Below are 24,036 nucleotides of genomic sequence, written 5' to 3' on the forward strand. Positions count from 1 at the left end.
ACTGCCCATGCCGCGCCTCAGGCTGTCGACCGATCCGTCTCTTCCGTCCACCGGTGGGCCCGGTGGGCCCGGCGATGGATTGGCGGTGGCGCAGATTGGAGGCGTCCTGCGCCGCTCTTGGGCCTGGATCGCGGTGCCGACGCTCGTGGCCGCGCTCGGTGCGGGCGTCTTCGTGCAGGTCGTGACCCCGCGCTACACCGGCGAAGCCAAGGTTCTGTTGGAAAGCCGCGATCCTGCTTTCGCCCGCACCGCCGCCGAGCGGACGGACCAGACCCAGCCGATCGACGAGCAGGCCGTCGCGAGTCAGGTGCAGGTGGCGATGTCGCGCGACATCGCCCGCCAAGCGATTCGCAGCCTGAAGCTGGTCGGAAACCCCGAATTCGATCCGGAGGCCGAGGGCAGCTCGGCGATCCGGCGCACGCTGATGATGCTCGGGCTCGTCTCGGCGCCGATGGATCGTCCGTCCGAGGATCGGATTCTCGAAAGCTACCTCGACCACCTGCTGGTCTATCCGGTCGGCAAGTCGCGCATCCTCGCCGTCGAGTTCCGATCGCGCGACCCCGAACTCGCCGCGCGCGGCGCCAACACGGTGGCGGACCTCTACCTCGCCTCGCTGGAGGCGGCCTCCGTCGATACCGCCCGTTACGCCTCGACTTGGCTCGGCAACAACATCGCGAACCTGCGCGCCCGCGTGGCCGAAGCCGAGGCGAAGGTCGAGGCGTTCCGCGCCAAGCACGGCCTGATCGGCACGGGGAGCAGTGCAGCGGCTCAGCCGCTCTCGTCCCAGCAGCTCTCCGAACTGTCGAGCCAGCTCTCGCAGGCGCGCACGATCCAGGCGGACCTGACCGCCCGGGCCAAGCTCCTCAAGGACATGATCAAGGAGGGCCGTGCCTTCGAGATCCCCGATGTCGCCAACAACGAGCTGATTCGGCGCACCGTCGAGAGCCGCATGGCGATGCGTGCGCAGCTCGCCCTCGAATCGCGCACACTGCTGCCGGCCCACCCGCGCATCAAGGAGTTGACGGCCCAGGTCCAGGATCTCGAGAGTCAGATCAAGGCCGCTGCCGAGCGGGTGGTGCGCACCCTCGAGAACGACGCCAAGATCGCGGGCGCTCGGGTCGAGAGCCTGCGCGCGGCGGTCGAGGGCCAGCAGGATGTGGTCGCCAAGGGCAACACCAGCGAGGTGGAACTGCGTGCCCTGGAGCGCGAGGCGAAGTCCCAGCGCGAACAGCTCGAATCCTATCTCGCCCGCTACCGCGAGGCCGCCGCGCGTGACGCCGAGAATGCCAGCCCGGCCAATGCCCGCGTGGTGTCCCGTGCGATCGTGCCCGATCTGCCCTCGTTCCCGAAGAAGCTGCCGATCGTCGCCTTCGCCACGATGCTGGCCTTCCTGCTCGCGAGCGCAGGGGTCATCGGCCGCCATCTCCTCGTCACGCCGTCCGGGCCGGGCGGAGACCGCAACGGGGATGAGGGAGAGCCCTTCGTTCAAAGCGCCCGAACCGATCGCCCGCGCGACTTCTATCCCGAGCCGGAGCCGCCCCCGTCGCGCCGTCCTGCCTACGAGCCGGTCTATGGCGGCGCCTATCCGGCCTCTGCGACAGAGCGGTTCGCCCCGGCCCTCGCCTTCGCCAATTCCCTAAGGGCGACGGCGACGGTGCATCACCCGGTCTTCGCCAGCACGGCGCCGATCGGAGCCGAGGCGGCCACGCAAGCGGATGGGGCGAAAGCGGACAGGGACGGGTTCGGCGTCCCCGCGAAATCCTCCGCCTCCTATGCCGATCTCGATGGGCTGATCGCCCGGTTGGAGAACGGAGCGGGCAAGTCGCACGGCAAGGGACCGTTGACGGGGCCGTTGACCGGGCCGTCCAAGGGGGGCTGTGTGCTCGTGGTCGAAACCCCGCGCGCCGACGGCACGCCCGGTCTCGCCTCCAATCTCGCCCGGGTGCTCGGCCCGCGCCGCCAGACGTTGCTGGTCGATGTGAATGGCGCGGTCTCCGGGCCGTCCGAGCCGGGACTGACCGATCTGGTGGCCGGTGCGGCCGACTTCCTCGACGTGATCCAACCGGTGCGGGGCTCGCGTCTCCACGCGGTGAAGCGCGGCGCGGCGCCTCTCGACGTGCTGGTGGAGGAGCCGCAAGGTCTCGCCATCGGGCTCAACGCCCTGTCGCAGAGTTACGATTGGGTGCTCTGCCGGCTCGATGCGCGCAATGCCGAGGACGGCGCCGAGCTCATTCCCGCGGTCGGACCCTGCATGGATTCGATCGTGATCGCCTCGGATGCGGCGTCCGACGACCCGGCTCTGGTCTCGCTCTATCGCCTCGCCAAGGAAACCGGCGTCGGCCGGGTGGTGGTTGCCCGCCACGGCGAGGACGCGGACCTTACTCCGACCCTGGACGGGACGCCTCTGCGGCTTTCGGCCTGACACGCCGGCTGACCTCCGACGGGGCGAGACGCCGGCTCAGCAACCCGTCCCACGCTCTTCTTCCGTCGCGGTCATCGCGGCGGCGACGCGCAGGGCCCAGAGGTTGGTGCCCACAAGGGCGGCGAGAGCAACGCACGCGGCGACCAGATGAGCCGAGAGCAGGATTGGCACGGTATCTCCCCGAATCAGGGCGGTGGTTCCGCCGGTCCAGATCGGAGGAACCGGCGGAACCGCCGAGCCTCGCTAAGGGGGGCCGCGTTCGACCCGGCCCATCCACCTTGCCTGTTTGGTGAAATCGGTTCTTTAACAAAATTTAGAGTTGTGCCGCCTCGTTCGGCGAACGTTCAGATGGCGGCCTTGGCCGCACGCCCGAGATGCTATGGCCGGATCAGGCCAAGTCCCTGATTTGTCGCTTTGATTCGACGGGAGAGCGTCGCGTGAGGGCGATCGATCTCGCCCTCGCGACAGCATGCGGCAGGACGCCGCACCCACTCTGCCGGGACCTTGCCGGCGGACCGAACAGCCCGCCGCCGATCCTGTCGAATCAACCCTAAAACGGCAGCTTCATGCCGGGCGGCAGCGGCAGGCCTTTCGTCAGCTCCGCCATCTTCTCCTGGGCCGTCGCCTCGGCCTTGCCGCGGGCGTCGTTGCAGGCGGCGACGATCAGATCTTCCAAGATTTCCCGTTCGTCGGCGACCATCAGGCTCGGATCGATCGAAACGCCGAGCACCTGACCCTTGGCCGTCATCCGCACGGTCACGGCGCCGCCGCCGGAGGCGCCCGACACCTCGACCGCTTCGAGTTCGGACTGAACCGAGGCCATCTTTTCCTGCATGGCCTGGGCCTGCTTCATGATGCCCATGAGGTCGCGCATGGTGGGTTCTCCGGTTCCGGTCGAGAAAGGGTCAGATCCCCGCACTTAGGCGCAGGGGCCCCGGCTTGCCAGGGTGAGGGGTGAGCCTCAGGCGTCGTCGTCCGTCTCTTCGGGCGGAGGGGCCGCCGGCCCGGCGCCGTCCGCCGCGGCGTCGGCGGTCTCCGGCGATTTGTCCCGCACATCGACGATCTGCGCGCCGGGGAAGCGCGACAGAACTTCCCGCACCAGCGGGTGGGCGGCGGCGTTCTGGTGGCGGGTTTCCTCGGCCGCCCGCGAGTGTTCCGCGATCGTCGGCGCGCCGGGCTCCTTGGAGAGGGCCACCAGCCAGCGCCGTCCGGTCCAGGCATCGAGGGCGCGGGCGAGATCGGTCGGGAGGCTCTGCCGGCCGCCGGGCGCGAGGCGGAACTCGATCCGCCCCTCCTCGAAGCGCACCAGATGCACGTCGCGCTCCAGCGCCACCTTGAGGGCGATGTCGCGGGCCGCCTCGGCCTGGGCGACCACGTCCTCGAAGCGCCCGAGCCGCGGACCGGCAGGGGCCACCGGAGCCGGGCGCGATGCGGGTTGGGGCGCAGCGGCCGTGACGGGGGAGGGAACCGCGGCCAGGGTCGGCCGGGGCGAGGGTTGCGGGGCGGGCGGCGCCATCTGCAACGCGGCCGAGCCGTGCGAGGCCATGGCGGAGCCGCCGTCGCGCCCCAGGCTCGGGCGAGCGGCGCCGTTGCCCTCGGACGAGGCGATGTCGGCGCGAAGCTGGCGCAGGGCCTCGTCGGGCGTCGGCAGGTCGGCAGCATAGGCAAGCCGTACGATCGCCATCTCGGCGGCGGCGAGCGGGCGGGGGGCGGCCTGCACCTCGGGCAACGCTTTGAGCAGGATCTGCCACGCCCGCGACAGTGCCCGCACCGGCAGGCGCCCGGCGAACGCCACGCCGCGCACGCGCTCCGCCTCGCTCAAGGTCGGGTCGGCCTCCGCCCCCGGCACCAGCTTGAGGCGGGTGACGAGATGGGTGAAGCTGGCGAGATCCGAGAGCACGACCGCCGGGTCGGCACCCGCGTCGTACTGCGCGCGGATCTCGGCGAAGGCGGCCGGCACGTCGCCGCGCATCACGGCCTCGAACAGATCGACGATGCGCGAGCGGTCGGCGAGGCCCAGCATGTCGCGCACGCCCGCAGCCGAGACCGCGCCCGCCCCGTGGGCGATGGCCTGATCGAGCAGCGAGAGCGCGTCGCGCACCGAGCCCTCGGCGGCGCGGGTGACGGCGGCGAGCGCCTCGTCCTCGGCCTCCACCCCTTCCGCTGCGCAGATCTTCTTCAGGTGGGCGGAGAGCACGTCGGCCTCGACCCGGCGCAGATCGAAGCGCTGGCAGCGCGACAGGATCGTCACCGGAACCTTGCGGATCTCGGTGGTCGCGAACACGAACTTGGCGTGGGGCGGCGGCTCCTCCAGCGTCTTCAGGAAGGCGTTGAACGCCTTCTCCGAGAGCATGTGGACCTCGTCGACGATGTAGACCTTGTAGCGGGCCGAGACCGGCGAGTAGCGGATGCCGTCGATGATGCCGCGCACATCGTCGATGCCGGTATGCGAGGCGGCATCCATCTCCAGCACGTCCATGTGCCGGGATTCCATGATCGCCTGGCAGTGCTGGCCGAGTTCCGGCATCGACACGGTGGGGCCGGTATCCGGCTGGCCGGTGCGCAGGTAGTTGAGGCCGCGGGCGAGGATGCGGGCGGTGGTCGTCTTGCCGACGCCGCGCACGCCCGTGAGCATCCAGGCCTGCGGGATGCGGTTGGCCGCGAACGCATTTCCCAGCGTGCGCACCATGGCGCCCTGGCCGATCAGGTCATCGAAGGTCTGGGGGCGATATTTTCGCGCCAGGACGCGATAGGGGGCCGCGGCCGGCGCGGGGGCGGGCATGCCGGGCAGGCCCGGCTCGTCGGGGAACGTGCCGTGCGTCTCGTCCATGCCGCCGTTCGGACTTTTTGGGGAAGGCTGGCCGCCCGGCCCACGGGCGGCGAGGGTGGGAGGCTGGACGAAGACCCGCTCGGTCTCGTTAGGGCTGCTTCCTTCCGGACCTGACCCGGTTGGCGAGTGAAACGTCCCTCGCCAACCTCCCGCGCCGTATATGACGGCCCGCGCGGCGGGATGCAAGCGGGTTGCCCCCCTCCGACAGCGCGGCCATGCTTCGGGTAAGCGAAGGGCCGATACAGGGAGAGGCCATGCGGACGACCACGATTCCGGCACGCTTCGCCGTCCTGGCGCTGCTTGCGGGCCTATCCGTACCCGCCGGCGCGCAGGATCGAGCCCGAGCGCCGGCACAGGAGGGGGCGCTCAAAGGTTGGCAGGGCCATTACCGCTACGAGCACGCGGCCGGCCGCACAGCCGGCGGTACGGGCGTCGTTGTGAATTACGACCTCGTGCTGCTGGCGCCCGATGTCAGCGACGGATGCGTTCTGACCATACGGGGCTTCCAATCGGACGAGACGCTCCGCTGCCGGACCCGCCAGGAGGGGCGGGATCTCGCGGTGACGTTCGATCGCTACGGCGATGGCAAAACGGTCAATACGTACGGGGTGGCGGTCTACAAGCCGGGCCAGCCCCTCTTCACCCTCGCCAAGGGGCGGGCGTTGGTCACGCGCTGGCAGGGACTGAAGCCGGACGGGCAGGGCGTGGCCGAGAGCGGCGCCTACTTCGAGAAACTGCGGTAGTCCCGGAGGGGCGACCCCTCCGGGAGCGGATGCCTTACTCCGCCTTGCGCTTCACGATCTCCAGGGTCTTCGGATCGAGCTTGAGGTCGAACTGCTTGCCGTTGGCGTCGATGGCGTCGTCCACCTCGATCATGCCGTCGTCGAGTTCGATCTCCTTCCACTTGGTGAATCCCTCCTTCTTCAGGACGTCCTCGACCTTGGCCTGCTGGTCGGGCGGCAGCTTCTCGTCGGCGAGCACCGGACCGCTGAGGAGAGCGAAGCCGATGGCGAAGGCGGCGAGGGGGCGGAAGGACATGAGACGCTCCAATACTGAGAGAGACGCCGGGCGAACCGCTGATCGTCCCGGTTGTTCCTGCCGGTCTTCATAAGGCCCCGCTCGTGATTGCCAGCGCGCGTAGTGCTGCTTAGGTTGCAACCTCCGGGTTCGGAGCTTGCCGCAGCACCATGGTCACGCGCGTCGCCACCGTCGCCTTCGAGGGGATCGAGGCGCGTGCCGTCGACGTGCAGGTGCAGATCGCAGCCGGCGCCGTCGCCTTCACCATCGTCGGCCTGCCCGACAAGGCGGTGGCGGAATCGCGCGAGCGGGTGCGCTCGGCGCTGATCGCCTCGGGGCTGGCGCTCCCGGCCAAGCGCATCACGGTCAACCTCGCCCCGGCCGACCTGCCGAAGGAGGGCTCGCATTACGATTTGCCGATTGCGCTCGCGGTGATGGGCGCCATCGGCGCGCTGCCCGCGGACGCGCTCGGCGGCTATTGCGTGCTCGGCGAACTCGCGCTCGACGGCTCGATCACGGCGGTGGCCGGCGTGCTGCCCGCGGCGATGGCGGCCAACGGGCGCGGCCTCGGCCTGATCTGCCCGGCCGCGACCGGGCCCGAGGCGGCGTGGGCCGCCGGCGACATGGACGTGCTGGCGCCGCGCTCGCTGATCCAGCTCGCCAACCACTTCAAGGGCAGCCAAGTGATGGCCCGGCCGCAGCCCGCGGTGGCGGCCCCCGCCGGGCCGATGCCGGATCTGCGCGACATCAAGGGCCAGGAGGGCGCCAAGCGCGCCCTGGAGATCGCGGCGGCCGGCGGCCACAACCTGCTGATGAACGGGCCACCGGGCGCCGGCAAATCGATGCTCGCCGCGCGCCTTCCCTCGATCCTGCCGCCCTTGGGCCCGCGCGAACTGCTCGAAGTCTCGATGATCCAGTCGGTCGCGGGCGAGCTGAAGGGCGGAGCCCTCTCGAACCGGCGTCCGTTCCGCCAGCCGCACCATTCCGCCTCCATGGCGGCGCTGGTCGGCGGCGGGCTCAACGCGCGGCCCGGCGAGGCCTCGCTCGCCCATGGCGGCGTGCTGTTCCTCGACGAGCTGCCCGAGTTCACGCCCCAGGTGCTCGACTCCCTGCGCCAGCCGATGGAGACGGGCGAGATCATGATCGCCCGCGCCAACCACCGGACGACTTACCCGGCGCGGTTCCAGCTCGTGGCGGCGATGAACCCGTGCCGCTGCGGCATGGCGCTGGAGCCCGGCTATGCCTGTCGCCGGGGGCCGAACGAGCGCTGCCTCGCGCAGTACGGCGCCCGCATCTCCGGGCCTCTGCTCGACCGGATCGACCTGCGGATCGAGGTCGCGGCAGTGACCGCGGCCGACCTGATCCTGCCGCCGCCCGCGGAAGGCTCGGCCGAGGCCGCGGCGCGGGTCGCCGCCGCCCGCGCCCTCCAGAGCGCGCGCTACGCCGCCCTCGGCCTGCCCGCCGCCACCACCAACGCGACCTGCCCGGCCACCGCCATCGAGACGGCGGCCGCGCCCGATGCCGAGGGTGCGGCGCTGATCCGCCACGCGGCCGAGACCATGCGGCTGTCCGCCCGCGGCTTCCACCGCACGCTGCGGGTCGCACGGACACTGGCCGACCTCGACGGCGAGGCGCAGGTGCGGCGGCTGCATCTGGCCGAGGCTTTGTCCTACCGGGCACGGGGCGAGCGGCCGGCGGCCGCCGCGTGACCCGCCAGCGCCCGTCCGCCCATTGCCACGCCCCTTCGCGGCGCACATAGTCGTGCACAATATGTCAGGGACGGCCGGCCTGCCGGAACAGACCCTGTGCGAGGGAGCGAGGCGGTGGCGCACGGCACGCAGATGCAACGGCATCTGTGCGGAATCCAGACGGCCTGGACGGATGCGGGCGAGGCTTTGGACGCGGTCGCGGCCGTGGCGGGGGCCATCGATCGGTCGGCGGTCGGCCATCTGATCGTCTTCTTCTCGCCGGCCTATGAGGCGGAAACCCTCACCGCCGCGCTCGCGGCGCAGTTTCCTGGCATCGGGCTCACCGGCTGTTCCACCTCCGGCGGGATCAGCCCGGCGGGCTCGATCGACCGCGGCCTCGTCGCCATCGCCTTCCCGCGCCAGGGCTTCCGCATCGTCTCGGGTCTGCTCACCGACATTGCCCGGCTCGATGTCGAGGGCGCGGCCTCGACCGTGCGCGGCCTGCGCCGGACCCTCGACGGGGTGCGGCCGGAGGGCGGCAGCGGCCACCGTTTCGCCCTGTCACTGATCGATTCGCTCGCCAATGCGGAGGAGACGGTGGTCTCGGCGGTGGCCTGGGCGCTCGACGGCATCCCGCTGATCGGCGGCTCGGCCGGTGACGATCTCGCCTTCCGCAGCACCGTGCTGATCCACGAGGGCCAAGTCTGCCGCGAGGCGGCGGTGATCCTTCTGGTCGAGACCGATTTCCCGATCCGGATCTTCAAGAGCGACAATTTCGAGCCGACGAGCCGCAAGTTCGTGGTCACCGCCGCCCGCGAGGACGAGCGGCGCGTCACCGAACTCAACGCCGAGCCCGCGGCACGCGAATACGCCATGGCGGTGGGGCTCGACCCGGAAAACCTCTCGACGATGAGCTTTGCCGCCTACCCGCTCGCGGTGAAGATCGGCGGGGAGTATTACTGCCGCTCGATCAGCCGGGTGGAGCCGGACGGCTCGATGACCTTCTTCTGCGCCATCGGCGAGGGCGTGGTTCTGACACTGGCGCAGCCCCGCGACATCGTCGAGGCGACGCGGGCCGAACTCGAAAGCCTCGACGCCTCGCTCGGCGGGCTCGACCTCGTGATCGGTTTCGATTGCGTGTTTCGCCGGCTCGATGCCGAGAGCCGGCAGGCGCGCCACCGCATCGCCGACCTGTACCGTCGCTACGGCGTGGTCGGCTTCGAAACCTACGGCGAGCAGTACCGCTCGATGCACCTGAACCAGACTTTTACGGGCATCGCCATCGGCCGGGCCGAGTCTCCGGACCGCCGCGGCGCGAAGATCGCGACGTGACGACGGCCCGATGAATCGCCCAGGCCTCTGGATGGAACCGCCCGCCGAACCGCAGACCATCGAGGCCCTGACGCATCGTGTGGCCAAGCTCGAGCGCATCAACGCGGCGCTGATGGCCCATGTCGAGCGCACCATGGATCAGCAGGGCGGCGCCTACTCGCTGTTCCAGACCGCGATCATGCTGGAGGGCCGTGTCCGCGCCCGCACCGAAGAGCTGACCGCGCTGATGAACAGCCTGGAGCGCTCGAACGCGGCGATGCAGGCCGCCAAGGAAGAGGCCGAGACCGCCAACCGCTCGAAGACGCGCTTCCTGGCCGCGGCCAGCCACGATCTGCTCCAGCCGCTGAACGCCGCCCGCCTCTCGCTCTCCGCGCTGACCGACCTCGCGCCGGGGCCGGAAGCGCAGGGGATCGCCCGGCAGGTCGAGCGCGGCCTGGAGACGATCGAAGACCTGATCAAGGCGCTCATCGATATCTCGAAGCTCGATGCCGGCATCGTGCGCCCCGTGGTCAAGCCGGTGCGGCTTGCCGACCTCGTGGCCGGGATCGAGGCCAGCTTCCAGCCCTTCGCCGAGCGCAAGGAGCTGCGCCTCGTCACCCGCTGCGCCGACATCGTGGTGGAGACCGACGGGATCCTGCTCCAGCGCATCCTCCAGAACCTCGTCTCGAACGCGATCCGCTACACCGAGAGCGGCGGCGTGCTGATTGCCGCGCGGCGGCGGGACAAGCTCTGCCGGATCGACGTGGTCGATACCGGCTGCGGCATTCCCGAGGCCGAGCGGGCGCTGGTCTTCGAGGAGTTCTTTCGCGGCGCGCGCGAGTGCGACGATGGCGGGATCGGCCTCGGGCTCGGCCTGTCGATCGTGCAGCGGATGGCCTCGACGCTGGGGCATGCCATCGAACTGCATTCCCGCACCGGCCACGGCACGCGGCTGAGCCTCACCCTGTCGGTCGCCACCCAGCGTCCGGACCCGCGCGTGACCCTGGCACCGCTGGCGACGGCGCTGACGGGCGCGCGGGTGCTCGCGATCGAGAACGACGCCTCGACGGCGGAGGCGCTGCAGCGGCTCCTGCGCAACTGGGATGCCGAGGTGCAGGTGTTTCGCGATCTCGCGGGCGTCGTGGCCGCCCTCGGTGCCGGTCTGGCGCGGCCGGACGTGATGGTGATCGACTACCACCTCGACAACGGCGCCTGCGGTCTCGACGTGGTGGATTACCTGCGGCGCAACCGGGGCTGGGTGACGCCGGTGATCCTCACCACCGCCGACCACGGGGCCGACATCGCCGCCCGCGCCCAGGCCACGGGGGCCGAACTCGTCCACAAGCCGATCAAGCCGGCGCAACTGCGCTCGCTGCTCGCCTACATGCTGGCGTGAAGGGGCGGGACACCGGAAGGGGTTCAGAGGGCGCTGAAACGCCGCTCACCCATCAGCCGGTCGCGCGCGCGGGCGACGAGGGCGGGGCGGATGCGGGTGACGTCCTCTCCGTCGAGGAGCGGCGATCCGGCGAGCACGCCGAGATAGGCCTCCTCACGGTCCCGGCAGGTGGAAACCGCCTTGGTGGCGGCGAAGCTGCGGCTGGTGGTGCGGATCTGCTCTGCGAACGCCTCGTCGAGACAGGCCTGCCACGCCGCGTGGCGCACACCCTCCGGGCTCTCCGCCCGCGCGGGCAGGGCGGCGAGGACGGCAAGGGTCGTGAGGCTGGCGAGAAGGACGCGACGCATGGGACGAGCGGACCCTGGGACGGCGAACCTGAGGCGGTGACAGGGTTTTCCGGGGCGGCACGCGCTCGCGGAAACCTCTCATCAACCTTGGCCGCCGAACCGTTAAAGCCTGCTAACGCACCAGATCCGGGCCCGGTCCCGATTTGGGACCGGGAAAAATTACTGAGAAAGTTCCCCTCAGCGGTTGGCTGCCGTGAGCGGCGAGGCGTCGCGGCCGAGCGCCATCCAGCCCACCGCCTCCTGGCTCTCGCGCTTGACGAAGGTGTAGCCGGTCTGGCGCCAGGGCAGCACCGCGTTGGTCTTGTTGTCGAGCACGAGGTCGCCGCGGTTGGTGATGATCGTGAGGACCGCGTGGCCCTCGCCCTTCTCGTCGATGACGACGGTCATCCGCATCGCCCGGCGCGGCAGGCCGGCCTCGACCAGCAGGCGGCGCTTGAGGAGCTGGAAGTCCTCGCAATCGCCCCGGCCGTCCTCGGCGAGATCCCAGCGGTCGGCGGCGTGCCAATGGTCCCCATCGGTCACCGCTTCCACCGACCGGTTGATCCGGCGGTTGACCGCGTTGATCGTCTGCCACAGCGCCGGGGTCAGGGTGATGCTGGCGGCCTCGGTGCGATCGACCGCGCATTCGCCCGGATAGCGCTCGCAGAATTCGGCCCAGGCGGCGATCGGCCGGGCGGGACCGGTGGTGACCGCCGACAGGCTCATGGCGGGCAGCGCGGCGGTCGATTGCGCCTCGGCGCGCGGGGCCGGGGCGATGAGAAGAGCCCCGGCCAGGGCGAGGCCCGCCAGCAGGCGGGTCGTGAGGGCGGGCCGGACGACACAGAGCTTGGAGAACGCGATACGCATGGCCCTGACCGAGCAGTTAAGCTTCCGTTAATGAAGCTCTCACGGCCGTCCGGTTCCCGCAATCGCCGAGTTAAAAATCGGTTAACGCGATCCGTCGCATTTGATCGATCGGGGCCGGGACGCCCGCGGTGAGGTGCGGGAGCCAGCGCGAAACAAGTCAGAAGCACCGTCACCGGGTGCGGTGGCCGCGCCGCCACGGCACCGTTAGGCTGAGGCTTATCCTAGGATTCGCAAAGCCTTCCGATGACCAGCGAACTGCCCTGCGCCGAGTCCGTGCAGCCCACCGACCGAGGGCCGGCGGTGATCCGCACCGTGGCCATGCCCACCGATACGAACCCGGCCGGCGACATCTTCGGCGGCTGGCTGATGGCGCAGATGGACATGGCCGCCGGCAACGTCGCCGCCCGCCGGGCACGGGGGCGCTGCGCCACGATCTCGGCGGAGGCGATGACCTTCCACCGCCCGGTCTTCGTCGGCGACGAGGTGAGCCTCTATGCCTGGATCGTGCAGACGGGCCGCACCTCGATGCGCATCCAGGTCGAGGTCTGGCGCCGGGAGCGGGAGGGCGAGGCCACCATGAAGGTCACGGAAGGCCTCTTCACCTTCGTCGCCATCGGGCCCGACCGCCGGCCGCGGCCGATCCCGGAGGAGCGGGAGGGGTGATGTCTCCAAATGGCGGATCGCTGCGACATGGACGCGCTCTATAGTGCCTGCGTCAGCTCTAAGCCCTGAGGGCCATTCGCCGCGAATGGCCAAGCGGTCTTGGGATTTTGATCATGCTTGTGACGAAGAAAATTGTGAACCGCAAAGACGGCCCGATCTATGTATCAGTCGAGCCGTTGCCAGAGTGTTTCGAGCTCGAGCCGGGCGATGAATTAACCTTGATTTGGATCGCAAACGAAGACGATCACCCTGTCCAAATCGATTTTGCTGGCGAGCGCGACCTTGTCGTCTGGCCCGAAAATCGCGGTGCCGATATACAATTTCTGATCAACGGAGAAGAGGCGGCGCATCGAAGCTGGGATTTCAAGCACCAGTTTCGCTGACCGCATGAAAATCAGTGCATCGTCAGCGTAGTGAGCCGGCGCGCGCCCGCATGCTGGTGCAGGAAGGCGCTCATCTCGGCGAGCACCGGCGCCTTGCGGCGGAAGCTGACCGAGAGCGACAGCAGCGTGTCGGCATGGTCGAGGCCCTCGTAGACCCGTTCCTGCACCGGCACGCGGGCCTCGCGCAGGCGCGCGGCGAGGCTCGCCGTGTTGCGGGGCCGCACCACGGTATCCTTGTCGCCGGTGGCGAGGAAGGTCGGCGGCGAGTGGGCGCCGGCGTAGGAGACCGGCTGCGTCGCCTCCGGGTCGGGTGCCTGCCCGAACACGTCGACCGAGGTCTTCTGGTCGAAGGGCAGGAAGTCGTAGGGGCCCGACAGCCCGGCCACCGCCCGGATGACCCGCGGATCGACGCCGGCCTGGCGCAGATATTCGGGGTCGAGCCCCAGCATCGCCGCGTTGTAGGCGCCCGCCGAATGGCCCGCGAGCACGATCCGACTGGGATCGCCGCCCTGCGCGGCGATGTTGTCGCGCACCCAGGCGATGGCCGCCGCCCCGTCCTTCAGGAAGTCGGGAAAGCGCACTTTCGGGTAGAGCCGGTAATCCGGCAGCACGGTCACGAAGCCCTGCGCGGCCAGGGCCTGCGCGGCGAAGGCGTAGTCGTCCTTGCTGCCGCTGTTCCACGAGCCGCCGTAGAAGAACACCAGCACCGGCGCCCGCGCCACGGGAACGGTCGGCACGAACACGTCGAGGCGCTGGCGCGGATCCGCGCCGTAGGCCGCGTCGCGGATCGCGAGGCGCCCGCCCTTGTCGCGCGGCCCGAGCGCATCGAACAGCGCCAGCGGCGAGCATCCGCTCAGCCCTAAGGCGGTGAGCCCGAGGCAGACCAGCGAGACGAGAGAGACGAATGCCTTGATCATGTGACCCGTGATTGACCCGGCGGTCGCGGCGGATTCATGGCCGCGGGGTGGCGACGTTGGGAGTTATGTCCTCAGGACGATGCAGGCGCCGCCGACACCGCGGATCTTCTGGCAGAGGCCGTCGGCCGCGTTCCGGCTCTCGGCCGGGATGCGCACCCGGTAGAAGGTGCGGGTGCCGCGAAAGCGCAGGCGGGTGCCGACGATCATCGGCCGCACCTCGCCGATCACGTTGGTGTAGCGCACGCGCGCCCGCTGGAAGCTCGCGAGCGCCAGCGACTTCGAGAAGTTGCCGGCGAGCTGCACGCCCCAGGGCGCGGCCGGGCCACCCTCGACGGACAGGGCGAAGCGGTCCCCGCGCGACGGGATGCGCAGGGCGGCGGTGACCTGAAGGCAGCTCTGCGTCTCGGCCTCCGGCGGGGGCGGCATGTCTTCAGCCTTCTTGCCCTCGGACGTCTTCGCCGCCGGATCGGCGCCCTCCGGCATCTCGACGCCGGCGTTCGGCCGCCAATCCTCCGCCGGGCGGCCGGTGATGCCGATGACGTAGGCCCGCGTCTCGGCGGGCAGGCCGCCGCTGCCGGCGAGCCAGGCCGAGACGCGCCCCGGCCCGCCGTTATAGGCCGCCGCCGCCAGCCCGAGATTGCCGAACTGCCGCTTGAGGTCGGCCAGGAAATGCGCCGCGTGCGGGATCGCCTGTTCGGGGTCGAACGGATCGGTCAGCCCGCGGTCCTTGGCCGTGCCCGGCATGAACTGCGCCACGCCCTGTGCGCCGGCCGGGCTCACCACGCCGACGCGAAACGCGCTCTCGCGCCAGATCAGACGCGTCAGGAACGGAACCGGCAGCTTCCGCGCCTTGGCCGAGTCCTCGATCAGCCGGCAGAGCGCCTGCTCCACCGTCTCGCTCTCGGGCGAGGGGGCCGCACGCGCGGGACCGGCGAGCACGGCGAGGGCGGCCGGCAGAAGAACGAGGGCGAGACGAGGCACGGCGGCTGATTTAGGGCGCCGGCCCGGGAAGGGGATGGCTGCCCGCTTCCGAGGCACGGTTTGCCCTGCCGAGGAGCATCATTGTGCCGCGCCCGAGGCTTCGTGAGGGAGTTGTACTTTAGTGAGATTCTAAGAATGGCACTATTTTTCTGGTGTTCCGCGCGCTAGGCTCGATGCTTGCAAGAGCCGGACGCCAAGATCCGGCCTCACGAGGAGGAACACGATGCTCGAAGAGCGCATCTCGGAGATCGATGCCGAGGCGGCTGCAAAGTCCGTTTCCGAAGCCGTCACCCGGCTCGGCGCCTGCCCACACGACTGCCCCGACACCTGCTCGATGATCTACACCGTCGAGGATGGGCGGCTGATCGATGTGCGCGGCAACCCGGATCATCCGATGACCCGCGGCGCGCTCTGCGGCAAGCTCAAGGACTTTGACCGCCACCACTACAACCCCGACCGCATCCTCTACCCGATGCGCCGTTCCGGCCCGAAGGGCAGCGGCCAGTTCGAGCGGATCGGCTGGGACGAGGCACTCGCCGAGATCCACCGCCGCTTCACCGGCATCATCGAGACGCACGGGGCGGAGGCGATCCTTCCCTACAATTATCTCGGCAACGAGGGCGTGGTGCAGGGCCTCACCGTGGGCGACGCCTTCTTCAACCGGCTCGGTGCGACGGTCGCCGAGAAGACGTTCTGCGGCTCGGGCTCCTGCACCGCGTGGCTGCTGACCGTCGGCCCCACCAACGGCACCGACCCGATGAGCTTCGCCCAATCGAAGCTCATCGTGATCTGGGGCTGCAACTCGGTCTCGACCAACATCCACCACTGGCACGTGGTGAAGGAGGCGCAGCGCCATGGCGCCCGCGTCATCGTGATCGACCCCTACCGCTCGCGCACCGCCGCCCAGGCCGATTGGCACCTGATGCCGAAACCCGGCACCGACGGCGCGCTCGCCATGGCGATGATCCATGTCATCATCGAAGAAGGCCTGACCGACGACGACTACATCGCCCGCCACACCGTTGGCTTCGAGCCGCTGAAGGAACGGGCGCAGGCCTTCACGCCGGAATACGCCGCCGAGATCTGCGGCATCCCGGCCGAGGACATCCGGCAGCTTGCGCGCGAATACGCCACCACCCGCAACGCGGCGCTGCGGCCCGGCGTGGCGGTGGAGCGCAGCGCGGGCGGTGCCCAGGCGCTGCGCGCCATCTTCTCGCTTCCCGCCCTGACGGGGTCTTGGAAGGATCCGGGCGGCGGCGTCTACCAGATGCCGCTGTGGGAGTTCCCCGTGCACTGGGACCGGGTCTGCCGGCCGGACCTGATCCCGGAGGGGACGCGGGTGCTCAACGTGCTCAAGCTCGGCGAGGTGCTGACCGGCGAGGCGGGGATCGAGCCCGGCATCCACGCCCTGATGGTCTACAACGCCAACCCGGTCTCGAACTCGACCGAGACCGCCAAGATCAAGCGCGGGCTCGCCCGCGAGGACCTGTTCACGGTCGTCAGCGAACACTTCGTCACCGACACCGCCCGCTACGCCGACATCCTGCTGCCGGCCACCATGGCGGCCGAGCACGACGACATGATGTTCTCCTGGGGGCACTTCTTCTTCACCCTGAACCAGAAGGCGATCGAACCGCCGGGCGAGACGGTCTCGAATGCCGAGCTGTTCCGGCGGCTGGCCAAGACCTTCGGCTTCACCGAGCCCCAGTTCTCCATGAGCGAGACCGAACTCATGGAATGGTATCTCGATTGGGAGAGCCCGAAGCTCGGCGGCATCGGCATGGACCATTTCCGCCAGCATGGCTGGTACCGCCTGAACATCGGCGATCCCGACACGCGCACCCCGCATGCCGAGGGCAACTTCCCCACACCTTCGGGCAAGTGCGAGTTCTACTCGGAGGCCGCGGTCACGAGCGGCAACTTCGTCGCCCCGCCCTTCCGGCAGATGTACGAGCAGTTCCAGGGCGGCGAGGCCCTCGATCCGTTGCCGGGCTACGTGCCGGCCAACGAGCGGCCGGAGACGAATCCGGCCCAGGCCGAGCGCTACCCGCTCAACATCGTCTCGCCCAAGAGCCACGGCTTCCTCAACTCGCAATACGCCAACGAGGCGCACAAGGTCCGTGCGCAGGGGGAGCAGACGATCCTGATCAACCCGGCCGACGCGCAGAGCCGCGAGATCGGCGAGGGCGCGCTGGTGCGGGTGTTCAACGACCGCGGAGCCTTCCACGGGCAGGCGCGGGTGACCGAAGAGGTGCCGCCTGGGCTGGTGATTGCCTCGCTCGGCTACTGGCACTCGCTCAACCGGGACGGGGCGGTGAACGTCATCAGCGCCTCGACCTATGGCGGCATGGGTCACTCGCCGACCTTCAGCGACAACCTCGTGCAGGTCGGGCTGGCGCAGTAGCGCGACGCGAAGACGATTCGCGCGGCCGGCCCCGCGCGCTATAACCCCTCGGCCCGCCGCTCCGACACCGGATCGCGGCGGGCCGTTTTTCGTTCGCCGGGGTTCGATGTCCGATACGCTGCTGACCGTCGAGGATCTCTCGGTCGCCTTCCGCTCCGGGACGCGCGAGACCCGCGCGGTCGATCGCGTCAGCTTTTCCATCGAGCGGGGCGAGACCCTGGCTCTGGTGGGCGAATCCGGCTCCGGCAAATCGGTGACGGCGCTCTCGATCCTGCGGCTGCTCGACGGCGCCGCCCATCACCCGGGTGGCAAGATCCTGTTCAAGGGGCGCGACCTGCTCACGCTGCCCGAGCGGGAGATGCGCGCGGTGCGCGGCGCGGACATCACCATGGTGTTCCAGGAGCCGATGACCTCGCTCAACCCACTCCACTCCATCCAGCGGCAGATCGGCGAGGTGCTGGAGATCCACCGTGGCCTGAAGGGCAAGGTGGCGCGGGCCCGCATCCTCGAACTCATGGATCTCGTCGGCATCCGCGACGCCGAGCGGCGGCTCGGCGCCTATCCGCACGAACTGTCCGGCGGCCAGCGCCAGCGCGTCATGATCGCCATGGCGCTGGCCTGCGAGCCGGACCTGCTGGTGGCCGACGAGCCGACCACCGCCCTCGACGTCACCGTTCAGGCGCAGATCCTCGCGCTGCTGGCCGACCTGCAGAAGCGGCTCGGGATGGCGATGCTGTTCATCACCCACGATCTCGGCATCGTCCGCCGCATCGCCACCTCAGTCTGCGTGATGCTCGCCGGCCGGATCGTCGAGGCGGGCCCGGTCGATCGGGTCTTCACCCGGCCCCAGCACGAATACACGCAGCGGCTGCTCGCCGCCGAGCCCACAGGCCGGGCGAACCCCGTGCCCGATCACGCCGAAGAGCTGGTCGAGGCCGGGCCGCTCAAGGTGTGGTTCCCCCTCAAGGCGGGGCTGCTCCGGCGCACCGTCGGCCACGTCAAGGCGGTCGATGGGGTGCGGCTCAGGGTGCGGGCGGGCGAGACGGTCGGCGTCGTCGGCGAATCCGGCTCGGGCAAGACCACGCTGGGCCTCGCCCTGCTGCGGCTGACCGAATCCGAGGGCCCGATCGTGTTCCTCGGGCAGCGCATCGAGGCGCGCGGCCCCGCTCTGATGCGACCCCTGCGCAAGGACATGCAGGTGGTCTTCCAAGACCCCTACGGCTCGCTCTCGCCGCGCATGTCGGTGGGCGACATCGTCGCCGAGGGATTGGCGGTGCAGGGGCTGGTGAAGGGCGGCGACGAGCGCCGTGCCCTGGTGGCGAAGGCGCTCACCGATGTCGGCCTCGATCCGGCGGCGATGGACCGCTACCCGCACGAATTCTCCGGCGGCCAGCGCCAGCGCATCGCGATTGCCCGCGCCATCGTCCTGAAGCCGCGCTTCGTCGTGCTCGACGAGCCGACCTCGGCGCTCGACCGCTCGGTGCAGGCGCAGATCGTGACGCTGCTGCGCGACCTGCAGCGGGAGCGCGGCATCGCCTACCTGTTCATCAGCCACGACCTCAAGGTGGTCCGCGCGCTCTCGAACTACGTCATGGTGATGCAGCACGGCCAGGTGGTCGAGGAGGGCCCGGCCGAGGAGATTTTCGCCGCGCCCAAGACCGACTACACCCGCACCCTGTTCGCGGCGGCCTTCGAAATGGATGCCGCGACCACCGCCGAGATCGAGCCGGCCTGAACGCATGGCCCGCGCCCTCCTCATCGTCCTCGATTCCGTCGGCATCGGCGGCGCTCCGGACGCAGACCGCTACGGCGACGCCGGCTCCGACACGGTCGGCCATATCGCGGAGGCCTGCGCCGCCGGACGCGGCGACCGGCCGGGGCTGCGCGCCGGGCGCCTGCGCTTGCCGAACCTCACTGCGCTCGGCCTCGGGCTGGCCTGCAAAGGCGCCACCGGGCGCGTCCCGCCAGGGCTTGCGCCCGAGGGACCCGTGCGGGCGCTCTGGGGCCACGCCGTCGAGACCGCTTCGGGCAAGGACACCCCGTCAGGCCATTGGGAGATTGCGGGCGTGCCGGTGCGCGAAGCCTGGGGCCACTTTCCCGATACGCAGCCCGCCTTCCCGGCGGAGCTGACGGCGGCGCTGGTTGCACGGGCGGGGCTGCCCGGCATCCTCGGCGACCGCCACGCTTCCGGCACCGCGATCATCGAGGCGCTCGGGGCCGAGCATGTGCGGACGGGCAGGCCGATCTGCTACACCTCGGCCGACAGCGTGTTCCAGATCGCCGCCCACGAGGAGGCGTTCGGGCTGGAGCGGCTCTACGAGACCTGCCGGATCGCCCGCGAACTCTGCGATCCCTACCGCGTCGGCCGGGTCATCGCCCGGCCCTTCCTCGGCAGCGCGGCGGAGGGCTTCCGCCGCACCAGCCGCCGCAAGGACTTTTCCGTGGCACCCCCCGCCGGGACGCTGCTCGATGGGCTGGAGGCTGCGGGCCGGGTGGTCGTGAGTGTCGGCAAGATCGGCGACATCTTCGCCCACCGCGCCACGGGCCGCGAGATCAAGCCCGCCGGCAACGCCGCCTGCCTCGACGCGGCGCTCGACGCCTTCGCCGGATTGCCGGAGGGCAGCTTCGTCTTCCTCAACCTCGTGGATTTCGACACCGAGCACGGCCACCGCCGCGACGTGCCGGGCTACGCCGCCGAGCTGGAAGCCTTCGACAGGTGCCTCCCCGAGATCCAGGCGGTGCTGAAGCCCGGCGATCTCTGCGTGATCACCGCCGACCACGGCAACGATCCGACCTGGACGGGCACCGAGCATACCCGCGAGCAGGTGCCGGTGCTGGCCTTCGGACCGGGGCTGACGCCGCGCGCTCTCGGCCGCCGGGAGAGCTTTGCCGATATCGGCGCTTCGGTGGCGGCCCATCTCGGCCTGCCGCCGCTCGGGGCGGGTGAAGCGTGGTGGTGAGGGGTTCACGCCCGTCCTCCCGTCTATCCACCTCAGGAGGAGGCGGAGGGGAGGAGGGCGGAAGTTTTGTGAGTGACACTCATACCAAATCCGTTTGACCCCTTCGGGATGGCGGATTTGGCTTTTTCTCACGGGCCGCGCGGGCTCGGCTGATACGGCATCTGCTCCGATCAGGCTGAGACCCGCATCAGGCGATCAGCGCGAAAACTTCTTGTACTTCAGCTTCTTCGGGATGATCGATTCGATCCCGAGGCGGCGCTTCTTGTCCGCCTCGTAGTCCGAGAAGTTGCCCTCGAACCACTCGACGTGGCTGTCGCCCTCGAAGGCGAGGATGTGGGTCGCGATGCGGTTCAGGAACCAGCGATCGTGGCTGATGATGACCGCGCAGCCCGCGTAATCCTCCAGCGCGTCCTCGAGGGCGCGCAGGGTCTCCATGTCGAGGTCGTTGGTCGGCTCGTCGAGCAGGAGCACGTTGGCGCCGCCCTTGAGCGTGCGGGCCAGATGCACGCGGTTGCGCTCACCGCCCGAGAGCGTGCCGACCTTCTTCTGCTGGTCGCCGCCCTTGAAGGCGAAGGCCGCGCAATAGGCGCGCGAATTGATCTCGCGCTTGTTGAAGTAGATGATGTCGTTGCCGCCCGAGATCTCCTGCCAGACGGTGGCATTGGGATCGAGCGCGTCGCGCGACTGGTCGACGTAGCCGAGCCTGACCGTCTCGCCGACCTCGATCCGCCCGCCATCGGGCTTCTCCTGGCCGGTGATCATCTTGAACAGCGTGGTCTTGCCGGCGCCGTTCGGGCCGATGACGCCGACGATGCCGCCCGGCGGCAGCTTGAACGAAAGATCCTCGATCAGCAGGCGGTCGCCGAAGGCCTTGTTGAGGTGTTCGAACTCGATGACGTTCTGCCCGAGCCGCTCGTCGATCGGGATGACGATCTGGGCCGCCGCATCGACCTTGCTGTTCTGCTTGGCGACCAGCTCCTCGTAGCGGGTGATACGCGCCTTCGACTTCGACTGCCGCGCCTTGGGCGAGGCCGAGATCCACTCCTGCTCGCGGGCGATCGAGCGTTGGCGGGCCATGTCCTCGCGGCCCTCCTGCTCCAGGCGCTTCTGCTTCTGCACCAGCCAGGCGGAGTAGTTGCCCTCGTAGGGAATGCCCCGGCCGCGGTCGAGCTCGAGAATCCAGCCGGTCACGTTGTCGAGGAAGTAGCGGTCGTGGGTCACGATCAGGATCGCGCCCGGATACTGCTTGAGGTGGCCCTCCAACCAGTTCACCGTCTCGGCGTCGAGGTGGTTGGTCGGCTCGTCGAGGAGCAGCAGTTCCGGCTCCCACAGCAGCAGCTTGCACAGAGCCACGCGGCGGCGCTCGCCGCCCGAGAGGGTCGCCACCGGCTGCTCGTCGCTCGGGCAGCCGAGCGCTTCCATCGCCTGATCGACCTTCGAGTCGAGTTCCCAGAGGTTCTGGGCCTCGATCTGGTCCTGGAGCGCGGTCATCTCGTCCGCCGTCTCCTCGGAATAGTTCATCGCGAGTTCGTTGTAGCGGTCGAGCAGCGCCTGCTTCTCGGCCACGCCCTCCATGATGTTCTCGCGCACCGACTTGTTCGGATCGAGCTGCGGCTCCTGCGGCAGGTAGCCGACGCGCGCGCCCTGCGCGACGAAGCCCTCGCCGGTCCAGTCCTTGTCGATGCCGGCCATGATCTTGAGCAGCGTCGACTTGCCGGCGCCGTTGATGCCGAGCACACCGATCTTGGCGTCGGGGTAGAACGACAGGTTGACGTTCTCGAGGACCTTCTTGCCCCCGACATAGGTCTTGGTCAGACCCCGCATGTGGTAGATGAATTCGCGGGCCATGTGCGTTCGTCCTGCGTGAAGCGTGGGAGCCGGTCGGGCCGGCGCTCGCGGATGCGTGGCCTCTCGCGCGAGGCTGGCTCTGTCGAGCCAAGATGCTCGAGCCATGCCGCGCGGGGCGCCGTCCGCTCGCGGATGAAGAATTTCGTGTTCGAGTATCAGGGCCGCCCGGCAGGGGCAAGGCGGCGCCCGGCGCCGGCCCGACCTTCGCGCGAAGCCGCATGAGCGGCCGCGCGGCGCAAAGAGCGCCGCGCGGAGGCGGGCGCCGGCGACTGAGGCCAGCAGGAAATCAGGGTGATCGCCTTCGAGCGATGGCCCTGGGGCTTCAGGCGAAGGGGTTGCGCACCGGCTCGGCCGTCTCCGGCTCCTCGGGCACGGCGTCGGGCAGATCCTCCGCTTCGAGGGTGGCGACCACCGCATCGAGCAGGCTCTTCAACGCCCTCGCACGCTTCAACCCCGCCCGGTCGCGGGTGAGGTCGAGGCTTCCATGCAGAATGAGGCGGCGCGTGCCGTTCTCGATCGAGAACCCGGCGAAGGTCTGGACGCCCGCATCCTCCGAGAAGGGCTGGAAGGGAAGGGCGGGATCGGCTTTGCGGCGCGGCATCGGGGACTCCTCAGAAGATCGCGCGCATCAACTCGCGCCAGAGCCGGCGCAGGACATCGACAGCCAGTTGCTTGAGGAAGTCTGCGAAGGATTCCGGGCCGCCGCGGGAGAATTCCTGCGGCTCGGGCAGCGCCATCGCCTTGGCCTTGCTCGCCTCGGGCAAGGCCGGGAACACGTCGATCCCGGCCGTCTCCCGCAGGGTCGCGAGCGACACCGCGCGCCACTCCGCGCCCGCCGCATTCGGCACGAGATAGGCCCCGGCCTCGCCGGTGCGCGGATCGTAGATCGCCTTGAACATCCGGGTCGGCACCAGCACCCGCCCCTTGATCGCCCCGACCGAGCGGCCCTCGAAGATCGGGCCGGTCACGACGAAGATCTCGCCGCGCTCGCTCGCGAGCCGGCGCACGCTCTCCTCGATCGCCGCCCACAGGCCGCGGTTCACCGCCCGGTTCTGAGGCACGATGTTGGCGAGGCTGAAGGATTCGGCCTGGGCGACCGCGCTCGGCATGTCGCCGGCCGGGGCGAGATGGCCGCGGTCGTAACCGCTCCGCAGGTAGTCGGCGAGGCTCGCGCGGTCGTCCTCGGGCAGGCGGTCCTCGTCGTGGAAGGCGTCGGCGCGCTCGACCCTTCGGGCGGCGGACACGCTCCGGCGCGTCAGCCGCTCTGCGGCGTAGAGCGGCGTGCGCGAGACACCCGAATGGAGCACGGCGAACGCCTCGAAGCAGAGCGGGACGGCCCTGTCGGCGAGCTTCGGGTTGGTGAGCGTCGGCGCCCGGCCGTCCGCGAACAGGGCGCGGCAGGCCGGCGCCTCCGGCAGGGCTCGGGACTCCGGCAGGGCCTGGGACAAAGCCGCGTGCGAGACGACGACAAGGAGAAGAGCCGGAAGGAGCGGACGCAGCGCCATCGCCGGCCTAGTAGCAGACCCGGACGCGGCGGGGGCCGGACGGCGTCTCGCGCCAACGGAAGCCGCAGGGGCGCCCGAGCGGATCGATCAGCGGCCGGATGTCACGGTCCGGCGGTCCCGGCGGGCGGCGGCAGCGGACTTCGTCGGGGCAGCTCACCGCGCCGGGCCGGAATCTGTCGGCATCCGCCGCGTAGGCCGCGCTCCCACCGATCAGGGCGAGCGCCAGCGCGGCCGTGGCCGTCAACGTTGCGGTGATAGGCATCGGGCGGCGGCCTCAGGGATGAGCGGGCGAGATGTTGATCAATGCAGCCTTCATCCATAATTGAGGGCGCGTCACGCGTGAAATCGTGGGGCTGCCTTAACTCTGAAGGCAGACGAAACGGCCGAATCCTCTGAAAGACGCGCCGCTGTTGCAGCAAGATCATGGTATCCCGTGATCGGTTTGCGCTAGAATGATCGTTGATATGTCCCGGGGAGAGCTGTTTCCGGGGGCGGGCGAAATCCGAAGGCAGGCCGCG

Annotated in this window: 21 protein-coding genes and 1 other RNA gene; 10 read left to right on the plus strand and 12 right to left on the minus strand. The window is 69.8% G+C overall.

Annotation, left to right across the window (positions count from 1 at the left end):
- Positions 1-7: 7 nt before the first annotated feature.
- Complete coding sequence (locus tag Y590_RS08555) at positions 8-2,422, plus strand: GumC family protein (protein ID WP_060769479.1); 2,415 nt, start codon at positions 8-10, stop codon at positions 2,420-2,422.
- Positions 2,423-2,972: 550 nt separating this feature from the next.
- Here the strand turns inward: Y590_RS08555 and Y590_RS08560 are convergent.
- The 3 genes from Y590_RS08560 to ffs all read right to left on the minus strand — a co-directional run bounded on the left by Y590_RS08560 (position 2,973) and on the right by ffs (position 5,403).
- Positions 2,973-3,296 carry a YbaB/EbfC family nucleoid-associated protein gene (locus Y590_RS08560; RefSeq protein ID WP_012253408.1) on the minus strand — a complete coding sequence of 108 codons (324 nt, stop codon included), beginning with the start codon at positions 3,294-3,296 and terminating at the stop codon, positions 2,973-2,975.
- A gap of 87 nt (positions 3,297-3,383) precedes the next feature.
- A complete protein-coding gene (locus Y590_RS08565; protein ID WP_060769480.1) occupies positions 3,384-5,252 on the minus strand; it encodes a DNA polymerase III subunit gamma/tau in 1,869 nt (622 codons plus the stop codon).
- A gap of 54 nt (positions 5,253-5,306) precedes the next feature.
- Positions 5,307-5,403, minus strand: an RNA gene (gene ffs, locus Y590_RS08570) — signal recognition particle sRNA small type.
- Between the two features lie 103 nt (positions 5,404-5,506).
- On the opposite strand from ffs, the gene Y590_RS08575 reads away from it, so the two are divergent.
- Positions 5,507-5,995 carry a DUF5991 domain-containing protein gene (locus Y590_RS08575; protein WP_060769481.1) on the plus strand — a complete coding sequence of 163 codons (489 nt, stop codon included), beginning with the start codon at positions 5,507-5,509 and terminating at the stop codon, positions 5,993-5,995.
- A gap of 34 nt (positions 5,996-6,029) precedes the next feature.
- Here the strand turns inward: Y590_RS08575 and Y590_RS08580 are convergent, their stop codons facing one another.
- The gene (locus tag Y590_RS08580) at positions 6,030-6,290 is read right to left on the minus strand and encodes a PepSY domain-containing protein (protein WP_060769482.1); all 261 of its coding nucleotides are present in this window, start codon (positions 6,288-6,290) and stop codon (positions 6,030-6,032) included.
- Positions 6,291-6,439: 149 nt separating this feature from the next.
- Between Y590_RS08580 and Y590_RS08585 the strand changes: the two genes are divergently transcribed.
- The 3 genes from Y590_RS08585 (at position 6,440) to Y590_RS08595 (ending at position 10,664) form a co-directional block, all read left to right on the plus strand.
- A complete protein-coding gene (locus tag Y590_RS08585; RefSeq protein ID WP_060769483.1) occupies positions 6,440-7,978 on the plus strand; it encodes a YifB family Mg chelatase-like AAA ATPase in 1,539 nt (512 codons plus the stop codon).
- A gap of 114 nt (positions 7,979-8,092) precedes the next feature.
- Entirely contained in the window at positions 8,093-9,289 is a 1,197-nt protein-coding gene (locus tag Y590_RS08590; protein WP_060769484.1) for an FIST N-terminal domain-containing protein, read from the plus strand.
- Positions 9,290-9,299: 10 nt separating this feature from the next.
- Entirely contained in the window at positions 9,300-10,664 is a 1,365-nt protein-coding gene (locus tag Y590_RS08595; protein WP_060769485.1) for an ATP-binding response regulator, read from the plus strand.
- 23 nt (positions 10,665-10,687) lie between these two features.
- On the opposite strand, the gene Y590_RS08600 is transcribed toward Y590_RS08595, so the two are convergent.
- Together Y590_RS08600 and Y590_RS08605 are read right to left on the minus strand one after the other, a co-directional pair.
- Positions 10,688-11,011, minus strand: coding sequence for a hypothetical protein (locus tag Y590_RS08600; protein WP_060769486.1), 324 nt, complete (start codon positions 11,009-11,011; stop codon positions 10,688-10,690).
- Between the two features lie 177 nt (positions 11,012-11,188).
- Positions 11,189-11,857, minus strand: coding sequence for a transglutaminase-like cysteine peptidase (locus tag Y590_RS08605; RefSeq protein WP_060769487.1), 669 nt, complete (start codon positions 11,855-11,857; stop codon positions 11,189-11,191).
- Positions 11,858-12,100: 243 nt separating this feature from the next.
- Here Y590_RS08605 and Y590_RS08610 point away from each other — a divergent pair, with 243 nt between their 5' ends.
- Entirely contained in the window at positions 12,101-12,520 is a 420-nt protein-coding gene (locus Y590_RS08610) for an acyl-CoA thioesterase (protein WP_060769488.1), read from the plus strand.
- 113 nt (positions 12,521-12,633) lie between these two features.
- Positions 12,634-12,903: a hypothetical protein gene (locus Y590_RS25605; protein ID WP_083530815.1), complete on the plus strand. Its 270-nt coding sequence runs from the start codon at positions 12,634-12,636 to the stop codon at positions 12,901-12,903.
- An 11-nt stretch (positions 12,904-12,914) separates the two neighbouring features.
- On the opposite strand, the gene Y590_RS08615 is transcribed toward Y590_RS25605, so the two are convergent.
- The gene (locus Y590_RS08615) at positions 12,915-13,820 is read right to left on the minus strand and encodes an alpha/beta hydrolase (protein ID WP_060769489.1); all 906 of its coding nucleotides are present in this window, start codon (positions 13,818-13,820) and stop codon (positions 12,915-12,917) included.
- 63 nt (positions 13,821-13,883) lie between these two features.
- Positions 13,884-14,801 (minus strand): lytic transglycosylase domain-containing protein, encoded by a 918-nt coding sequence (locus Y590_RS08620; RefSeq protein ID WP_060769490.1) that lies wholly within the window; start codon positions 14,799-14,801, stop codon positions 13,884-13,886.
- Positions 14,802-15,024: 223 nt separating this feature from the next.
- Between Y590_RS08620 and Y590_RS08625 the strand changes: the two genes are divergently transcribed.
- The 3 genes from Y590_RS08625 to Y590_RS08635 all read left to right on the plus strand — a co-directional run bounded on the left by Y590_RS08625 (position 15,025) and on the right by Y590_RS08635 (position 20,165).
- The gene (locus Y590_RS08625) at positions 15,025-17,205 is read left to right on the plus strand and encodes a molybdopterin-containing oxidoreductase family protein (RefSeq protein WP_060769491.1); all 2,181 of its coding nucleotides are present in this window, start codon (positions 15,025-15,027) and stop codon (positions 17,203-17,205) included.
- A gap of 106 nt (positions 17,206-17,311) precedes the next feature.
- Positions 17,312-18,940 (plus strand): ABC transporter ATP-binding protein, encoded by a 1,629-nt coding sequence (locus Y590_RS08630; RefSeq protein ID WP_060769492.1) that lies wholly within the window; start codon positions 17,312-17,314, stop codon positions 18,938-18,940.
- 4 nt (positions 18,941-18,944) lie between these two features.
- Positions 18,945-20,165, plus strand: coding sequence for a phosphopentomutase (locus tag Y590_RS08635; protein WP_060769493.1), 1,221 nt, complete (start codon positions 18,945-18,947; stop codon positions 20,163-20,165).
- A 195-nt stretch (positions 20,166-20,360) separates the two neighbouring features.
- Here Y590_RS08635 and ettA read toward each other — a convergent pair whose 3' ends face one another.
- The 4 genes from ettA to Y590_RS08655 all read right to left on the minus strand — a co-directional run bounded on the left by ettA (position 20,361) and on the right by Y590_RS08655 (position 23,780).
- Entirely contained in the window at positions 20,361-22,013 is a 1,653-nt protein-coding gene (gene ettA / locus Y590_RS08640; RefSeq protein WP_060769494.1) for an energy-dependent translational throttle protein EttA, read from the minus strand.
- A 322-nt stretch (positions 22,014-22,335) separates the two neighbouring features.
- A complete protein-coding gene (locus Y590_RS08645; protein ID WP_060769495.1) occupies positions 22,336-22,614 on the minus strand; it encodes a hypothetical protein in 279 nt (92 codons plus the stop codon).
- Between the two features lie 10 nt (positions 22,615-22,624).
- On the minus strand, positions 22,625-23,518 hold the full coding sequence (locus Y590_RS08650; RefSeq protein WP_060769496.1) for a DNA/RNA non-specific endonuclease: 894 nt from the start codon (positions 23,516-23,518) through the stop codon (positions 22,625-22,627).
- A gap of 7 nt (positions 23,519-23,525) precedes the next feature.
- Positions 23,526-23,780 carry a hypothetical protein gene (locus Y590_RS08655; RefSeq protein ID WP_060769497.1) on the minus strand — a complete coding sequence of 85 codons (255 nt, stop codon included), beginning with the start codon at positions 23,778-23,780 and terminating at the stop codon, positions 23,526-23,528.
- Positions 23,781-24,036 lie beyond the last annotated feature (256 nt).

It is taken from the genome of Methylobacterium sp. AMS5, assembly GCF_001542815.1.
In the GTDB taxonomy this organism is placed as follows: Bacteria; Pseudomonadota; Alphaproteobacteria; order Rhizobiales; family Beijerinckiaceae; genus Methylobacterium.

What these genes read in the sequence shown, in the direction of transcription:
- Y590_RS08555 (WP_060769479.1), top strand. Translation starts at nt 8, where the DNA reads ATGCCGCGCCTCAGGCTGTCGACCGATCCGTCTCTTCCGTCCACCGGT.
- Y590_RS08560 (WP_012253408.1), bottom strand. Translation starts at nt 3,296, where the DNA reads ATGCGCGACCTCATGGGCATCATGAAGCAGGCCCAGGCCATGCAGGAA.
- Y590_RS08565 (WP_060769480.1), bottom strand. Translation starts at nt 5,252, where the DNA reads ATGGACGAGACGCACGGCACGTTCCCCGACGAGCCGGGCCTGCCCGGC.
- Y590_RS08575 (WP_060769481.1), top strand. Translation starts at nt 5,507, where the DNA reads ATGCGGACGACCACGATTCCGGCACGCTTCGCCGTCCTGGCGCTGCTT.
- Y590_RS08580 (WP_060769482.1), bottom strand. Translation starts at nt 6,290, where the DNA reads ATGTCCTTCCGCCCCCTCGCCGCCTTCGCCATCGGCTTCGCTCTCCTC.
- Y590_RS08585 (WP_060769483.1), top strand. Translation starts at nt 6,440, where the DNA reads ATGGTCACGCGCGTCGCCACCGTCGCCTTCGAGGGGATCGAGGCGCGT.
- Y590_RS08595 (WP_060769485.1), top strand. Translation starts at nt 9,300, where the DNA reads ATGAATCGCCCAGGCCTCTGGATGGAACCGCCCGCCGAACCGCAGACC.
- Y590_RS08600 (WP_060769486.1), bottom strand. Translation starts at nt 11,011, where the DNA reads ATGCGTCGCGTCCTTCTCGCCAGCCTCACGACCCTTGCCGTCCTCGCC.
- Y590_RS08605 (WP_060769487.1), bottom strand. Translation starts at nt 11,857, where the DNA reads ATGCGTATCGCGTTCTCCAAGCTCTGTGTCGTCCGGCCCGCCCTCACG.
- Y590_RS08610 (WP_060769488.1), top strand. Translation starts at nt 12,101, where the DNA reads ATGACCAGCGAACTGCCCTGCGCCGAGTCCGTGCAGCCCACCGACCGA.
- Y590_RS25605 (WP_083530815.1), top strand. Translation starts at nt 12,634, where the DNA reads ATGCTTGTGACGAAGAAAATTGTGAACCGCAAAGACGGCCCGATCTAT.
- Y590_RS08615 (WP_060769489.1), bottom strand. Translation starts at nt 13,820, where the DNA reads ATGATCAAGGCATTCGTCTCTCTCGTCTCGCTGGTCTGCCTCGGGCTC.
- Y590_RS08625 (WP_060769491.1), top strand. Translation starts at nt 15,025, where the DNA reads ATGCTCGAAGAGCGCATCTCGGAGATCGATGCCGAGGCGGCTGCAAAG.
- Y590_RS08630 (WP_060769492.1), top strand. Translation starts at nt 17,312, where the DNA reads ATGTCCGATACGCTGCTGACCGTCGAGGATCTCTCGGTCGCCTTCCGC.
- Y590_RS08635 (WP_060769493.1), top strand. Translation starts at nt 18,945, where the DNA reads ATGGCCCGCGCCCTCCTCATCGTCCTCGATTCCGTCGGCATCGGCGGC.
- ettA (WP_060769494.1), bottom strand. Translation starts at nt 22,013, where the DNA reads ATGGCCCGCGAATTCATCTACCACATGCGGGGTCTGACCAAGACCTAT.
- Y590_RS08645 (WP_060769495.1), bottom strand. Translation starts at nt 22,614, where the DNA reads ATGCCGCGCCGCAAAGCCGATCCCGCCCTTCCCTTCCAGCCCTTCTCG.
- Y590_RS08650 (WP_060769496.1), bottom strand. Translation starts at nt 23,518, where the DNA reads ATGGCGCTGCGTCCGCTCCTTCCGGCTCTTCTCCTTGTCGTCGTCTCG.
- Y590_RS08655 (WP_060769497.1), bottom strand. Translation starts at nt 23,780, where the DNA reads ATGCCTATCACCGCAACGTTGACGGCCACGGCCGCGCTGGCGCTCGCC.